Below are 14,458 nucleotides of genomic sequence, written 5' to 3' on the forward strand. Positions count from 1 at the left end.
GAGAAGGGCCGTCGCTCCCTCCCCGAGCGGGGGAGCGACGGCCCTTCACGCCATGCGCGGCCGTGCTGCTGCGCGGATGTGCGCCTGCGCGGCTGTGCGGCGTCAGAGGATGCGGACGGCGCCCGACGGCCGGTCCCAGTCCAGGGAGCGCTCGACGACCCCGGTGCTGGGGTTCTGCGCGCCGACGTACTTGCCGCCGCCGACGTAGACGGCCACGTGGTACGAGCCGCTGCGGCTGCCCCAGTAGAGGATGTCGCCCGGCTGGAGGTTGCTGAGCGAGACGGAGGTGCCCATGCTCGACTGGGCGCCGGAGACGCGCGGCAGGTCGATGCCGGCCTGGCGGTAGGCGGCCTGGAGGAGACCGGAGCAGTCCCAGGAGTTGGGGCCGGTGCCGCCCATGACGTACGCGTCGCCGACCTGGGCGCGGGCGAAGTTCACGATCGCCGCGGCGGAGCCGGACGCCGTCGAGCTGGACGAGCTGGAGGAGCCGCTGCCGCTGTCGGAGGACGCGGACAGGGTGGTGCGCTCCGTGCTGCGGGAGGCGCGCTCATCGGCCTCGGCCCGGGCCTTCTCCTCGGCCTCCTTGGCCTTCCGCTCGGCCTCGGCCTTGCGCTCGGCCTCGGCCTTGGCCTTCTTGGCGTCCTGCGCGGCCTTGGCGGCCGCCGCGTCCTCCTGCACCCGGAGGTTCTGGGCGAGGGCCTCGTGCTCGGTCGCCTCGGCGGAGGCGGCGACGGCGGAGGAGAGGGCGCCGGACAGGTCCACGTTCGTGAGCGTGGGCATCTCGATGGTCTCGGTCACCGGCTCCGCATGAGCCGGTGAGGCGGCCACCGCGATGGTGCTGAGGACGCCACCGGCAACTCCGGCGCGCAGCGCGAGCTTGGAAGAGCTGCGGCGGGGCTTCCGGTGGCTGGGTATGTGAGCGGTGTGGGACATGGGTCAACCGCTATCAGGGTGTCCCGGTTCCCTTCAAGAAACGTGTGTTGCGCCACAGCTACGTACGGAACGGCTGAATCCGCTTCCCCCGGACCTTTATTGACGCCTTAACGGACATTTCAGGCTCACGTGATCACGCCCATGATCACGGGTTTTCCGAGAAACGTCCGAATTGCCGCCCGCCTACCACTCGTTCGCACGGATGGCCAACCCCGCTTTCGTGGTCGACGGTGACGCGTGGCGCAGGTCACAGAACGGCAACTGCCGGCGGCAGCTGCGGCTCGTGAACGCGTGCACGCGTCCACCTCCGTCCCGTCGCGCCCCCCGCACGGGTGGGGTGAGGTCCTCTATCACTCGGGAGCGTCCATATCGAATTTGCATGTAGGTAGAATCGTTTGGTAGAGCACAACCCCTCCGACCAGGGGTGACCGGCGTTGATGTCACGGATCGTGGCCACTCGGCCACCCCTGGTATGAAGATGACTGTTCATCCGAATTCATGATCGTTCGCCAGGTGGTGGAGATCACAAAGTCGTTGACGCACCCCGTGTCGCAGATCACAGATCCACGGGCATAGGATGCGTTGCAGTCGGGCTTGTGAACTGCCTCACATGAAAGCGATCTTCCGGGGGTCCCCGAGATCCACCGGGAGACGTAGAGGCGGCGAGACGGATGCCCGGTGCGGTCCAACGGTCAAGGACGACTGGAAGGAGCGAGGAGCGTGAATGCCTACACGCCCATCCTCGTGCTCGGCGCCCTCGGGGCAGCGTTTGCGATCTTCTCCGTGGTCATGGCCACGCTCATCGGCCCAAAGCGGTACAACCGGGCCAAGCTCGAGGCGTACGAGTGCGGGATCGAGCCGACCCCCACGCCGGTCGGAGGCGGCCGCTTCCCGATCAAGTACTACCTGACGGCGATGCTCTTCATCGTCTTCGACATCGAGATCGTCTTCCTCTATCCCTGGGCCGTCAGCTTCGACGCGCTGGGGCTTTTCGGGCTCGTGGAGATGCTGCTCTTCGTGCTCACCGTCTTCGTCGCCTACGCGTACGTATGGCGGCGCGGCGGCCTGGAATGGGACTGAGGGGCTGAAGGGCACACTCATGGGACTCGAAGAGAAGCTGCCGAGCGGATTTCTGCTGACGACGGTCGAACAGGCCGCGGGATGGGTGCGCAAGTCCTCCGTCTTCCCCGCGACCTTCGGCCTCGCCTGCTGCGCCATCGAGATGATGACGACGGGCGCCGGGCGCTACGACATGGCGCGGTTCGGCATGGAGGTCTTCCGCGGCTCGCCGCGCCAGGCCGACCTGATGATCGTGGCGGGCCGGGTGAGCCAGAAGATGGCCCCGGTGCTGCGCCAGGTCTACGACCAGATGCCCAACCCGAAGTGGGTGATCTCCATGGGCGTCTGTGCCTCGTCGGGCGGCATGTTCAACAACTACGCCATCGTGCAGGGCGTCGACCACGTCGTACCGGTCGACATCTATCTGCCCGGCTGCCCGCCGCGCCCCGAGATGCTGCTGGACGCGATCATCAAGCTCCACCAGAAGATCCAGACGTCCAAGCTCGGTGTCAACGCGCGCGAGGCGGCCCGCGAGGCGGAGGAAGCGGCGCTCAAGGCGCTCCCGACGATCGAGATGAAGGGGCTGCTGCGGTGACCGAACAGCCGAACCCCGAGAAGGACCTCAGTACGCAGAACCTGCCCGGCCGACGAGGCGAGCACGGCGAGGAGATCCGCGTCCAGCGCGGCATGTTCGGCGCCGACACGGGCGGCGACACCTCCGGATACGGCGGCCTCGTCCGCTCCATCCGCCTGCCGGGCCCCTCCTCCCGGCCGTACGGGAGCTACTTCGACGAGGTCGCGGACGAGCTGGAAGGCGCCCTGGAGGAGCAGGGACTCGTCCCGGAGAACGCGATCGAGAAGACGGTCGTCGACCGGGACGAACTGACCTTCCACATCGCCCGCGAGCACCTCGTCCGCGTCGCACGCACCCTGCGCGACGACCCGGCTCTCCGCTTCGAGCTGTGCATGGGAGTCGGCGGCGTGCACTACCCGGGCGACAAGGGCCGCGAACTGCACGCCGTCTACCACCTGCGCTCGCTCACCCACAGCCGGCGCCTCCGCCTGGAGGTCAGCGCCCCGGACAGCGACCCGCACGTCCCGTCGCTCGTCGCCGTCTACCCGACCAACGACTGGCACGAGCGCGAGACGTACGACTTCTTCGGCCTGGTCTTCGACGGACACCCCGCCCTCACCCGGATCATGATGCCGGACGACTGGCAGGGCTTCCCGCAGCGCAAGGACTACCCCCTCGGCGGCATCGCCGTCGAGTACAAGGGCGCCCAGATCCCGGCTCCGGACCAGCGGAGGTCGTACTCGTGACCACCCCCCACGCAACCCCTCAGGCGGAAGCCCCGCAGGCGGAAACCCGCGAGACCACCGAAGGCACCGTCTACACCGTCACCGGCGGCGACTGGGACGAGGTCGTCCAGACGGCGGCCCAGGCCGACGACGAGCGCATCGTCGTCAACATGGGCCCCCAGCACCCGTCCACGCACGGGGTGCTCCGGCTCATCCTGGAGATCGACGGCGAGACCGTCACCGAGGCCCGCTGCGGCATCGGCTACCTCCACACCGGCATCGAGAAGAACCTCGAGTACCGGACCTGGACACAGGGCACCACCTTCGTCACGCGCATGGATTACCTGACGTCGTTCTTCAACGAGACGGCGTACTGCCTGGCCGTGGAGAAGCTGCTCGGCATCGAGGACCAGATCCCCGACCGCGCCACGGTCATCCGCGTCCTGCTCATGGAGCTCAACCGGATCTCCTCGCACCTGGTGGCCATCGCCACCGGCGGCATGGAGCTCGGCGCCACCACGATCATGATCTACGGCTTCCGGGACCGCGAGATGATCATGGACCTGTACGAGCTGATCACCGGCCTCCGGATGAACCACGCGTTCATCCGCCCCGGCGGCCTCGCCCAGGACCTGCCGCCCGGCGCCGTCGACCAGATCCGCGAATTCGTCAAGACGATGCGGAAGAACCTGCCGGAGTACGACAAGCTCGCCACCGGCAACCCCATCTTCAAGGCCCGTTTGCAGGACATCGGCCACCTCGACCTGGCCGGCTGCCTGGCCCTCGGCGCCACCGGGCCCATCCTGCGCGCCACCGGGCTCCCGCACGACCTGCGCCGGGCCGAGCCGTACTGCGGCTACGAGACATACGAGTTCGAGGTCCCGACCGCCGACACCTGCGACTCCTACGGCCGCTTCCTCATCCGCCTGGAGGAGATGCACCAGTCGCTGCGGATCGTCGAGCAGTGCCTCGACCGGCTCGCCCCGGGCCCGGTCATGGTCGCCGACAAGAAGATCGCCTGGCCCGCGCAGCTCGCGCTCGGCCCGGACGGCCTCGGCAACTCGCTCGACCACATCAAGAAGATCATGGGCACCTCCATGGAGGCCCTGATCCACCACTTCAAGCTGGTGACCGAGGGCTTCCGGGTCCCGCCCGGGCAGGTGTACGCCGCGGTCGAGTCCCCCAAGGGCGAACTGGGCGCGCATGTCGTCTCCGACGGCGGCACCCGCCCCTACCGGGTCCACTTCCGCGACCCCTCCTTCACCAACCTGCAGTCCATGGCGGCGATGTGCGAAGGCGGCATGATCGCCGACGTCATCGTCGCCGTCGCGTCCATCGACCCTGTGATGGGAGGCGTCGACCGGTGACCGACGTCCAGCTGGGGATGCCCGAACTCCCCGCCCCCGACTACCCCGCCGACGTACGCGCCCGGCTGGAGGCGGACGCCGAGGAGGTGATCGCCCGCTACCCCGACTCCCGGTCCGCGCTGCTGCCGCTGCTGCACCTCGTGCAGTCCGAGGAAGGACACGTCACCCGTACCGGCATGCGCTTCTGCGCCGAGATGCTCGGGCTGACCTCCGCCGAGGTCACCGCGGTCGCCACCTTCTACTCCATGTACCGGCGCAAGCCGAGCGGCGACTACCAGGTCGGCGTCTGCACCAACACGCTCTGCGCGGTCATGGGCGGCGACGCCATCTTCGAGGAGCTCAAGGAGCACCTCGGCGTCGGCAACCAGGAGACCACCGAGGACGGCAAGGTCACCCTCGAACACATCGAGTGCAACGCCGCCTGCGACTTCGCGCCCGTCGTGATGGTCAACTGGGAGTTCTTCGACAACCAGACCCCGGACAGCGCCCGGCGGCTCGTCGACGACCTGCGCGCCGGCCGCCCCGTGGAGCCCACGCGCGGCGCGCGGCTGTGCACCTTCAAGGAGACCGCCCGCATCCTCGCCGGGTTCCCCGACACCCGGCCGGGCGTCGTCGAGGCGACCGGCGGCGCGGGCCCCGCCTCGCTGATCGGCCTGAAACTCGCCAAGGGCGAGGCACTCCCGCCCCGTGTCGTCCACCCGCGCGGCGAGACCACCGGGGCCGGCCCGCGCGGGAAGGCATCGCACGACGAGACCATGCCCGGCTCCGACCACCTCAGCTCGCACGACGCACCACAACAGACCTCGGCGTCGGACCCGGAGCACCCGGCGGGCCCGGTCAGCGAGGAGGGGGAGTGATGACCTTGGCACCCGAGATCGGGGAGACCAGCCCCGAGAAGCTGCTCGTACCGGTCCTGTCCGCCTTCTGGGACCAGCCGGACTCCTGGACCCTGGACACCTACCGGCGGCACGACGGGTACGAGGGACTGCGCAAGGCCCTCGCCATGACGCCCGACGAGGTCATCGCGTACGTCAAGGACTCCGGCCTGCGCGGCCGCGGCGGTGCGGGCTTCCCCACCGGAATGAAGTGGCAGTTCATTCCGCAGGGCGACGGCAAACCGCACTACCTCGTCGTCAACGCCGACGAGTCGGAGCCCGGGACCTGCAAGGACATCCCGCTGCTCTTCGCCAACCCGCACTCCCTCATCGAGGGCATCGTGATCGCCTGCTACGCGATCAGGTCGTCGCACGCCTTCATCTATCTCCGCGGCGAGGTGGTCCCCGTCCTGCGCCGTCTCCACGAGGCCGTACGCGAGGCGTACGCGGCGGGCTACCTCGGCGAGAACATCATGGGCAGCGGGCTCGACCTCGACGTGACCGTGCACGCCGGCGCCGGCGCGTACATCTGCGGTGAGGAGACCGCGCTGCTCGACTCGCTCGAAGGGCGCCGCGGCCAGCCCCGGCTGCGTCCCCCCTTCCCTGCGGTCGCCGGCCTCTACGCCTGCCCCACCGTGGTGAACAACGTCGAGTCCATCGCCTCGGTTCCCGCGATCCTGAGCCGCGGCAAGGACTGGTTCAGGTCGATGGGCAGCGAGAAGTCCCCCGGCTTCACGCTCTACTCGCTCAGCGGCCATGTCGCCGCCCCCGGCCAGTACGAGGCCCCCCTCGGCATCACCCTGCGCCAGCTGCTCGACATGAGCGGCGGCATGCGGCCCGGCCACCGGCTGAAGTTCTGGACCCCGGGCGGCTCGTCGACGCCGATGTTCACCGACGAGCACCTCGACGTGCCCCTCGACTACGAGGGCGTGGGCGCCGCCGGGTCGATGCTCGGCACCAAGGCCCTCCAGTGCTTCGACGAGACCACCTGCGTCGTCCGCGCCGTGACCCGCTGGACCGAGTTCTACGCCCACGAGTCCTGCGGCAAGTGCACCCCCTGCCGTGAAGGAACGTACTGGCTGGTGCAGTTGCTGCGGGACATCGAGGCCGGCAAGGGACGGCTCACCGACCTCGACAAGCTCGCCGACATCGCCGACAACATCAACGGCAAGTCGTTCTGCGCCCTCGGCGACGGCGCCGCCTCGCCGATCTTCTCCTCCCTGAAGTACTTCCGCGGGGAGTACGAGGAGCACATCACCGGCAAGGGCTGCCCCTTCGACCCGGCCAAGTCGACCGCCTGGGCGGACAACCACGTGGAGGTGAACGCATGACCGTCACCACGTCCTCCACCGGTGGAGGCGCGGGACCGGCGGTGCCGCCGGAAGACCTGGTCACGCTGACCATCGACGGCGTCGAGATCTCCGTGCCCAAGGGGACGCTCGTCATCCGCGCCGCCGAACAGCTCGGCATCGAGATCCCACGGTTCTGCGACCACCCCCTCCTCGACCCGGCCGGTGCCTGCCGCCAGTGCATCGTCGAGGTCGAGGGCCAGCGCAAGCCCATGGCCTCCTGCACGATCACGTGTACGGACGGCATGGTGGTGAAGACTCAACTCACCTCCGAAGTCGCCGAGAAGGCCCAGGTCGGCGTGATGGAGCTGCTGCTCATCAACCACCCCCTGGACTGCCCCGTCTGCGACAAGGGCGGCGAGTGCCCCCTGCAGAACCAGGCCGTCTCGCACGGCCAGGCCGACTCCCGGTTCGAGGGCAGGAAGCGGACCTACGAGAAGCCGGTACCACTCTCCACACAGGTGCTCCTCGACCGCGAGCGGTGCGTGCTCTGCGCCCGCTGCACCCGCTTCTCCCAGCAGATCGCCGGCGACCCGATGATCGAACTCGTCGAGCGGGGCGCGCTCCAGCAGGTCGGCATCGGCGACGGCGACCCGTTCGAGTCGTACTTCTCCGGCAACACCATCCAGATCTGCCCGGTCGGCGCCCTCACCTCGGCGGCGTACCGATTCCGCTCGCGCCCCTTCGACCTGGTCTCCAGCCCCTCGGTGTGCGAGCACTGCGCGGGCGGCTGCGCGACCCGCACCGACCACCGGCGCGGCAAGGTCATGCGGCGGCTCGCCGCCGACGACCCGGAGGTCAACGAGGAGTGGCTGTGCGACAAGGGACGCTTCGCGTTCCGGTACGCCCAGCGGCGCGACCGCCTCGCCACGCCCCTGGTACGCGGCGCCGACGGCACCCTGGAGCCGGCCTCCTGGCCCGAGGCCCTGGACGCCGCGGCACGCGGACTGGTCCGGGGCCGCACCGGTGTTCTCACCGGCGGCCGGCTGACCGTCGAGGACGCGTACGCGTACGCCAAGTTCGCGCGCGTGGCCCTCGACACCAACGACATCGACTTCCGCGCGCGCGTGCACAGCAGCGAGGAGGCCGACTTCCTGGCCGCCAGGGTCGCCGGACGAGGCCGGGACCTCGGAGGAGGAGCGGGGGTCACGTACGCCGCGCTCGAGAAGGCCCCGGCGGTGCTGCTCGCCGGGATCGAGGCCGAGGAGGAGGCGCCCGGCGTCTTCCTGCGGCTGCGCAAGGCGTGGCGGAAGCACGGCCAGGCGACGTACGGGCTGGCGCCTTACGCGACCCGGGGCCTGGAGAAGGCGGGCGGCACGCTGCTGCCGGCCGCCCCCGGCACCGAGACCGAGTGGCTCGACACGCTGGCCGCCGGGACCGGACTCGACGGGGCGGGCGCCGCCGCGGCGGAGGCCCTGCGCGCGGAGGGCGCCGTCATCGTCGTCGGCGAGCGGCTCGCGGGCGTACCCGGCGCGCTGACCGCCGCCGTACGGGCCGCGAACGCGACCGGCGCCGAACTGGTGTGGATCCCGCGCCGGGCCGGTGAGCGCGGCGCGGTCTGGGCGGGCGCCATCCCGTCGCTGCTGCCCGGCGGGCGCCCGGCCACCGACCCGCGCGCCCGCGAGGAGACGGCCACGGTCTGGGGCGTACGCGAACTGCCCGACCGGTACGGCCGCGACACCGGCCGGATCGTGGAGGCCGCCGCCACCGGTGAGCTGGGCGCACTGCTCGTCGGGGGCGTCGAGCCGGCCGACCTGCCGGACCCGGCCCGCGCGCGTGAGGCCCTCGACGCGGCGTTCGTGGTGTCGCTGGAGCTGCGGCCCGGCGAGGTCACCGAGCGGGCGGACGTGGTGCTTCCGGTCGCGGCGGTCGCCGAGAAGGCCGGCACCTTCCTCAACTGGGAGGGCCGGGTGCGGATGTTCGAGGCCGCGCTGAAGCCCGAGCAGATGACCAGCGCGCTGCCCCCGACCGACGCGCGCGTGCTGCAGATGCTCGCGGACGCGATGGACACGCACCTCGGGCTGCCGGACCTGCGGGCCGTACGGGCCGAGATGGACCGGCTCGGCGCCTGGGCCGGGGAACGGGCAGGCGACCCGGCCGAGTCCGGCAGGCCGCTGCCCCGCGCCGGTGAGGGCGAGGCCGTCCTGGCCGGTCACCGGATGCTCCTCGACCGTGGCCGCCTCCAGGAGGGCGACGAGGCGCTGGCCGGCACCCGGCACGCCGCCGTCGCCCGCCTCTCGGCCGACACGGCGGCGGCGACCGGCGTCAAGGACGGCGACCTCCTGGAGGTGACCGGCCCGGCCGGCTCCGTACGGCTGCCGCTCCAGGTGACGGAGATGGCCGACCGGGTGGTGTGGCTGCCGCTCAACTCCACCGGCGGCGGTGCGCTGTCCGACCTGGGCACGGTGCCCGGGCGCCTGGTCCGCATCGCCCCGGCCCCGGCCCCGGTCCCGGCCTCGCCGGGCACCCCGGGCTCCCCCTACTCACCGGACACGTCGGAATCGTCGGAGGTGCGAGCATGAACCCGGCCCTCCTCGCGGCCGAGGACCTCTCCATGTTCGGCCGCGACCCCTGGTGGCTCGTGGCTCTCAAGGCGGTCTTCTGCTTCGCCTTCCTCATGCTGACCGTGCTGATCTCCATCGTGATGGAGCGCAAGGTCGTCGGCTGGATGCAGCGGCGCATCGGCCCCAACCGCCACGGCCCCTGGGGCATGCTCCAGTCGCTCGCCGACGGTGTGAAGCTGATGCTGAAGGAGGATGTGGTCGTCAAGCGCGCGGACAAGGTCATCTACGTCCTGGCGCCGATCCTGGCCGCGATCCCCGCCTTCATGGCCGTCGCCGTGATCCCCTTCGGCCCCGCCGGCAACGAGATCTCCATCTTCGGTACGCGGACCACCATGCAGCTCACCGACCTGCCGGTGGCCATGCTCTACATCCTGGCGATCGGCTCGCTCGGTGTGTACGGCTTCGTCCTCGGCGGCTGGTCGTCCGGGTCCACGTACCCGCTGCTCGGCGGTATCCGCTCGGCCGCCCAGGTCATCTCGTACGAGATCGCCATGGGTGTCGCCTTCGCGTCGGTGTTCCTCTACGCCGGCTCGATGTCGACCTCGGCCATCGTGGACGCCCAGGGGGACCGCTGGTTCGCCGTCCTCCTGCCGGTGTCGTTCCTGATCTACATGGTGACGATGGTCGGCGAGTCCAGCCGGGCGCCGTTCGACATGCCGGAGTCCGAGGGAGACCTGGTCGGCGGGTTCAACACCGAGTACAGCTCCATCAAGTTCGCGATGTTCATGCTCGCCGAGTACGTCCACATGGTGACCGTGTCGATGATCGCGGTGACGCTGTTCCTGGGCGGCTGGCGGGCCCCGTACCCGATCTCCGCCTTCTGGGAGGGCGCGAACCACGGCTGGTGGCCGATGCTGTGGTTCGTCGGCAAGGTCGTCGTGTTCATCTTCTGCTTCGTGTGGCTGCGCGGCACGCTGCCCCGTGTCCGCTACGACCAGCTGATGCGGCTCGGCTGGAAGGTCCTCATCCCCGTCGCGGTCACCTGGCTGATGCTCGTCGCGACCGTGCGCGCCCTGCGCAACGAGAACGTCGCGTTCCAGTCGATCGTGCTGTACGTCGCGGGGGCCGTCCTCGCGGTGCTGCTGCTCTCCTTCGTCGCCGACATGTTCCGCGACCGGCGGGAGAAGGCAGAGGGCGAGGCCGAGGAGGCCGCCCAGGCAGGCGAGTTCGATCCCATGGCCGGAGGGTTCCCGGTCCCGCCGCTGCCCGGACAGACCCTGCCGCCGGTGCCGCGCCGAAGGCCGCGGGGTGATCGCGAGTTGATTGTCAGTGGCGGCCCCGACGCTGGGAGTGACGGAAAGGAGACGGACCGTGTCTGATTTCCAGAATCCGGTGGCCGGCTTCGGCGTGACCTTCAAGGCCATGTTCAAGAAGCGGCTGACGGAGCAGTACCCGGAGCAGCAGAAGACGACAGCGCCCCGCTTCCACGGCAGGCACCAGCTCAACCGTCACCCCGACGGGCTCGAGAAGTGCGTCGGCTGCGAGCTGTGCGCCTGGGCCTGCCCCGCCGACGCCATCTACGTGGAGGGCGCGGACAACACCGACGAGGAGCGCTACTCGCCGGGCGAGCGGTACGGCCGCGTCTACCAGATCAACTACGCCCGCTGCATCTTCTGCGGGCTGTGCATCGAGGCGTGCCCCACGCGGGCGCTGACGATGACCAACGAGTTCGAACTGGCCGACACCTCCCGCGAGAACCTGATCTACACCAAGGAGCAGCTCCTCGCGGGTCTGGAGGAGGGCATGGTCGACACGCCGCACGCCATCTTCCCGGGGATGGACGAGCAGGACTACTACCGGGGCCTCGTCTCCGAGGCGGCACCGGGCACGGAGCGGCAGGCCGCCGCCGGCAAGGGCGAGCAGCCGCCGCAGGAAGCCGCGTCGGACTTCGGTGAGAACGAACCCGCGTCCGAGAAGGTGGTCGGGGCATGACCGCGCTCACGCTGGCCGCCGCCTACACCACCTCGACCGGTGAGGCCGTGCAGTTCTGGCTGCTCGGCACGGTCGCGGTGCTGGGCGCGCTGGGCACCGTACTGATGAAGAAGGCCGTGCACAGTGCGCTGTCCCTGGCCGGCACCATGATCGTCCTGGCGGTCTTCTACCTCGCCAACGGCGCGTACTTCCTGGGCATCGTGCAGATCGTCGTCTACACCGGCGCGATCATGATGCTGTTCCTCTTCGTCGTGATGCTCGTCGGTGTCACCGCCGCGGACTCGCTGAAGGAGACCATCAAGGGCCAGCGCTGGCTGGCCGCGCTGTGCGGACTCGGCTTCGGTGTGCTGCTGAGCGCCGGGATCGGCCGGGCCTCGCTGGAGACCTTCAACGGTCTCGGAGTGGCGAACGCGGGCGGCAATGTCGAGGGCCTCGCGGCGCTGATCTTCACCAGGTACGTCTTCGCCTTCGAGATCACCGGCGCGCTGCTCATCACGGCCGCGGTCGGCGCGATGGTGCTCACCCACCGCGAGCGCACCGAGCGGGCCCGCACCCAGCGTGAGCTGGCCGAGCAGCGCGTACGCGAGGGCAAGCAGCTCCCGCCGCTGCCCGCGCCCGGTGTGTACGCGCGGCACAACGCCGTGGACATCGCCGGTCTGCTGCCGGACGGCACCCCGTCCGAGCTGACCGTCAACCGGACGCTGCGCGCGCGGGGCCAGATCCGCGACGTGTCGACGCAGGCGCTGGACGAGCTGAAGGCGCTGGAGCAGCGCTCCGACGAGCGGCTGGGGCGGAAGCGGAACGGAGAGGAGGCGGCCAAGTGAATCCCGTCAACTACCTGTATCTCGCCGCCGTGTTGTTCACCATCGGCGCGGCCGGGGTGCTGATCAGGCGTAACGCGATCGTCGTGTTCATGTGCGTGGAGCTGATGCTCAACGCCTGCAATCTGACGCTGGTGGCCTTCTCCCGGCTGCACGGCAATCTCGACGGCCAGATCATCGCCTTCTTCACGATGGTCGTCGCCGCCGCGGAGGTCGTGGTCGGGCTGGCGATCATCGTGTCGCTGTTCCGTACCCGCCATTCGGCCTCGGTCGACGACGCCAGCCTGATGAAGCTGTAAGGGGTCGCTGAATCGTGGAGAATCTGATCGCGCTGCTCGTCGCGGCGCCTCTGCTCGGAGCGGCCGTCCTGCTGTGCGGCGGCCGACGGCTCGACAGGACCGGGCACTGGCTCGGCACGCTGCTGGCGGCCGCCTCCTTCGTCATCGGCGCGGTGCTCTTCGCCGACATGCTGGGGAAGAGCGCGGACGACCGGGCCCTGCACCAGCGGCTGTTCAGCTGGGTCCCCGTCGAGGGCTTCCAGGCGGACATCGCCTTCCAGCTGGACCAGCTGTCGATGACGTTCGTCCTGCTCATCACCGGTGTCGGCACGCTCATCCATGTGTACTCGATCGGGTACATGGAGCACGACGAGCGCCGACGCCGCTTCTTCGGCTATCTGAACCTGTTCCTCGCGGCGATGCTGCTGCTGGTCGTCGCCGACAACTATCTGCTGCTGTACTTCGGCTGGGAGGGCGTCGGCCTCGCCTCCTACCTCCTCATCGGGTTCTGGCAGTACAAGCCCACCGCGGCCACGGCCGCGAAGAAGGCGTTCCTGGTCAACCGGGTCGGTGACATCGGTCTGTCCATCGCCATCATGCTGATGTTCACCACGTTCGGGACGTTCGCCTTCGGGCCGGTGCTGAGCTCGACCGGTGAGACGTCGGAGGGCACGCTGACCGCGATCGGGCTGCTGCTGCTGCTTGCCGCGTGCGGCAAGTCGGCGCAGGTGCCGCTCCAGTCCTGGCTCGGTGACGCCATGGAGGGTCCGACCCCGGTGTCGGCGCTCATCCACGCGGCGACGATGGTGACCGCCGGCGTCTACCTGATCACCCGCTCCGGGGCGATCTTCAACGCGGCGCCGGACGCGCAGCTCGCGGTCGTGGTGGTCGGCGCGGTCACGCTCCTCTTCGGTGCGATCGTCGGTTGCGCGAAGGACGACATCAAGAAGGCCCTGGCCGGTTCGACGATGTCGCAGATCGGCTACATGATCCTCGCGGCCGGGCTCGGCCCGATCGGCTACGCCTTCGCGATCATGCACCTGGTGACGCACGGCTTCTTCAAGGCCGGGCTGTTCCTCGGTGCCGGATCGGTGATGCACGGCATGAACGACGAGGTCGACATGCGTAAGTACGGGGGCCTGCGGAAGTACATGCCGATCACGTTCGTGACATTCGGCCTCGGCTACCTGGCCATCATCGGCTTCCCCGGCCTGTCGGGCTTCTGGTCCAAGGACAAGATCATCGAGGCGGCGTTCGCGAAGGGCGGCACCGAGGGCTGGATCCTCGGCGCGGTCACCCTGCTCGGCGCCGGCATCACCGCGTACTACATGACCCGCGTGATGATCCTGACGTTCTTCGGGGAGAAGCGCTGGCAGCCGGCGCCCGACCCGGACAAGGCGCCCAGCGTCGAGCCCGGCGTCGAGGCGAAGCCCGGCGAGATGCCGCACCCGCACGAGTCACCCCGGTCCATGACCATCCCGATGATCGTGCTGGCCTTCGGGTCGGTCTTCGCGGGCGGCCTGTTCTCGCTGAACAGCGCCTTCGTGAACTGGCTGGAGCCGGTCACCTCGTTCGCCCACGGGCACCCGCCGGTCAGCGCCGCCGTGATCACCACGTCGACGATCGTCGTCCTGCTGATCGGTGTCGCGATCGCGTACGCGCAGTACGGGCGCGGGCCCGTGCCGGTGGCCCCCCCACGCGGCTCGCTGCTCACCCGCGCGGCCCGCCGGGACCTGCTCCAGGACGACTTCAACCATGTGGTCCTGGTCCGCGGCGGTGAGCACCTCACCCGCTCCCTGGTGTATGTCGACCACACTCTCGTCGACGGGGTCGTCAACGGCACGGCCGCGACGATGGGCGGTCTCTCCGGCCGGATGCGCAAGCTGCAGAACGGCTTTGCCCGCTCCTATGCGGTCTCGATGTTCGGAGGTGCTGCGGTGCTGATCGCCGCGACCCTGCTGATGAGGGCGGTGTGACCGCG

Annotated in this window: 13 protein-coding genes; 12 read left to right on the plus strand and 1 reads right to left on the minus strand. The window is 69.8% G+C overall.

Translation table 11 applies throughout. The features are described 5' to 3' along the window. Positions 1-102 precede the first annotated feature (102 nt). A complete protein-coding gene (locus FVS66_RS22815; protein ID WP_149183066.1) occupies positions 103-933 on the minus strand; it encodes a C40 family peptidase in 831 nt (276 codons plus the stop codon). A gap of 720 nt (positions 934-1,653) precedes the next feature. Here FVS66_RS22815 and FVS66_RS22820 point away from each other — a divergent pair. From FVS66_RS22820 to nuoL, 12 genes are read left to right on the plus strand one after another with little or no spacing between them, the layout of a single operon-like run. Beyond that, positions 1,654-2,013: an NADH-quinone oxidoreductase subunit A gene (locus tag FVS66_RS22820; protein WP_149183067.1), complete on the plus strand. Its 360-nt coding sequence runs from the start codon at positions 1,654-1,656 to the stop codon at positions 2,011-2,013. A 19-nt stretch (positions 2,014-2,032) separates the two neighbouring features. Continuing rightward, positions 2,033-2,587: an NADH-quinone oxidoreductase subunit B family protein gene (locus FVS66_RS22825; protein WP_149183068.1), complete on the plus strand. Its 555-nt coding sequence runs from the start codon at positions 2,033-2,035 to the stop codon at positions 2,585-2,587. Continuing rightward, entirely contained in the window at positions 2,584-3,312 is a 729-nt protein-coding gene (locus tag FVS66_RS22830) for an NADH-quinone oxidoreductase subunit C (protein ID WP_149183069.1), read from the plus strand. The genes FVS66_RS22825 and FVS66_RS22830 overlap by 4 nt, the downstream gene beginning before the upstream one ends. Beyond that, positions 3,309-4,658, plus strand: coding sequence for an NADH-quinone oxidoreductase subunit D (locus FVS66_RS22835; RefSeq protein WP_149183070.1), 1,350 nt, complete (start codon positions 3,309-3,311; stop codon positions 4,656-4,658). The genes FVS66_RS22830 and FVS66_RS22835 overlap by 4 nt, the downstream gene beginning before the upstream one ends. Before the next feature lie 17 nt (positions 4,659-4,675). Beyond that, positions 4,676-5,515, plus strand: coding sequence for an NADH-quinone oxidoreductase subunit NuoE (gene nuoE / locus FVS66_RS22840; protein WP_149183096.1), 840 nt, complete (start codon positions 4,676-4,678; stop codon positions 5,513-5,515). Further along, positions 5,515-6,864 (plus strand): NADH-quinone oxidoreductase subunit NuoF, encoded by a 1,350-nt coding sequence (gene nuoF / locus FVS66_RS22845; RefSeq protein WP_149183071.1) that lies wholly within the window; start codon positions 5,515-5,517, stop codon positions 6,862-6,864. The genes nuoE and nuoF overlap by 1 nt, the downstream gene beginning before the upstream one ends. Then, positions 6,861-9,404 carry an NADH-quinone oxidoreductase subunit G gene (locus FVS66_RS22850; RefSeq protein ID WP_149183072.1) on the plus strand — a complete coding sequence of 848 codons (2,544 nt, stop codon included), beginning with the start codon at positions 6,861-6,863 and terminating at the stop codon, positions 9,402-9,404. Before nuoF ends, FVS66_RS22850 begins: the two co-directional genes overlap by 4 nt. Further along, positions 9,401-10,765: an NADH-quinone oxidoreductase subunit NuoH gene (nuoH, locus tag FVS66_RS22855; protein WP_149183073.1), complete on the plus strand. Its 1,365-nt coding sequence runs from the start codon at positions 9,401-9,403 to the stop codon at positions 10,763-10,765. Before FVS66_RS22850 ends, nuoH begins: the two co-directional genes overlap by 4 nt. Further along, entirely contained in the window at positions 10,758-11,378 is a 621-nt protein-coding gene (gene nuoI, locus FVS66_RS22860) for an NADH-quinone oxidoreductase subunit NuoI (RefSeq protein WP_399226091.1), read from the plus strand. Before nuoH ends, nuoI begins: the two co-directional genes overlap by 8 nt. Beyond that, entirely contained in the window at positions 11,375-12,202 is an 828-nt protein-coding gene (locus FVS66_RS22865; RefSeq protein ID WP_149183075.1) for an NADH-quinone oxidoreductase subunit J, read from the plus strand. The genes nuoI and FVS66_RS22865 overlap by 4 nt, the downstream gene beginning before the upstream one ends. After that, positions 12,199-12,498: an NADH-quinone oxidoreductase subunit NuoK gene (gene nuoK / locus FVS66_RS22870; RefSeq protein ID WP_149183076.1), complete on the plus strand. Its 300-nt coding sequence runs from the start codon at positions 12,199-12,201 to the stop codon at positions 12,496-12,498. Before FVS66_RS22865 ends, nuoK begins: the two co-directional genes overlap by 4 nt. A 14-nt stretch (positions 12,499-12,512) precedes the next feature. Then, entirely contained in the window at positions 12,513-14,453 is a 1,941-nt protein-coding gene (gene nuoL, locus FVS66_RS22875; RefSeq protein ID WP_149183077.1) for an NADH-quinone oxidoreductase subunit L, read from the plus strand. Positions 14,454-14,458: the final 5 nt, after the last annotated feature.

The sequence above is a fragment of the Streptomyces sp. TRM49041 genome (genome assembly GCF_008271805.1).
Taxonomy (GTDB): Bacteria; Actinomycetota; Actinomycetes; order Streptomycetales; family Streptomycetaceae; genus Streptomyces.

Bases quoted from the DNA above. Each gene is read 5' to 3' on its own strand.
- FVS66_RS22815 (WP_149183066.1), bottom strand. From the start codon at position 933: ATGTCCCACACCGCTCACATACCCAGCCACCGGAAGCCCCGCCGCAGC.
- FVS66_RS22825 (WP_149183068.1), top strand. From the start codon at position 2,033: ATGGGACTCGAAGAGAAGCTGCCGAGCGGATTTCTGCTGACGACGGTC.
- nuoE (WP_149183096.1), top strand. From the start codon at position 4,676: ATGCCCGAACTCCCCGCCCCCGACTACCCCGCCGACGTACGCGCCCGG.
- nuoF (WP_149183071.1), top strand. From the start codon at position 5,515: ATGACCTTGGCACCCGAGATCGGGGAGACCAGCCCCGAGAAGCTGCTC.
- FVS66_RS22850 (WP_149183072.1), top strand. From the start codon at position 6,861: ATGACCGTCACCACGTCCTCCACCGGTGGAGGCGCGGGACCGGCGGTG.
- nuoH (WP_149183073.1), top strand. From the start codon at position 9,401: ATGAACCCGGCCCTCCTCGCGGCCGAGGACCTCTCCATGTTCGGCCGC.
- FVS66_RS22865 (WP_149183075.1), top strand. From the start codon at position 11,375: ATGACCGCGCTCACGCTGGCCGCCGCCTACACCACCTCGACCGGTGAG.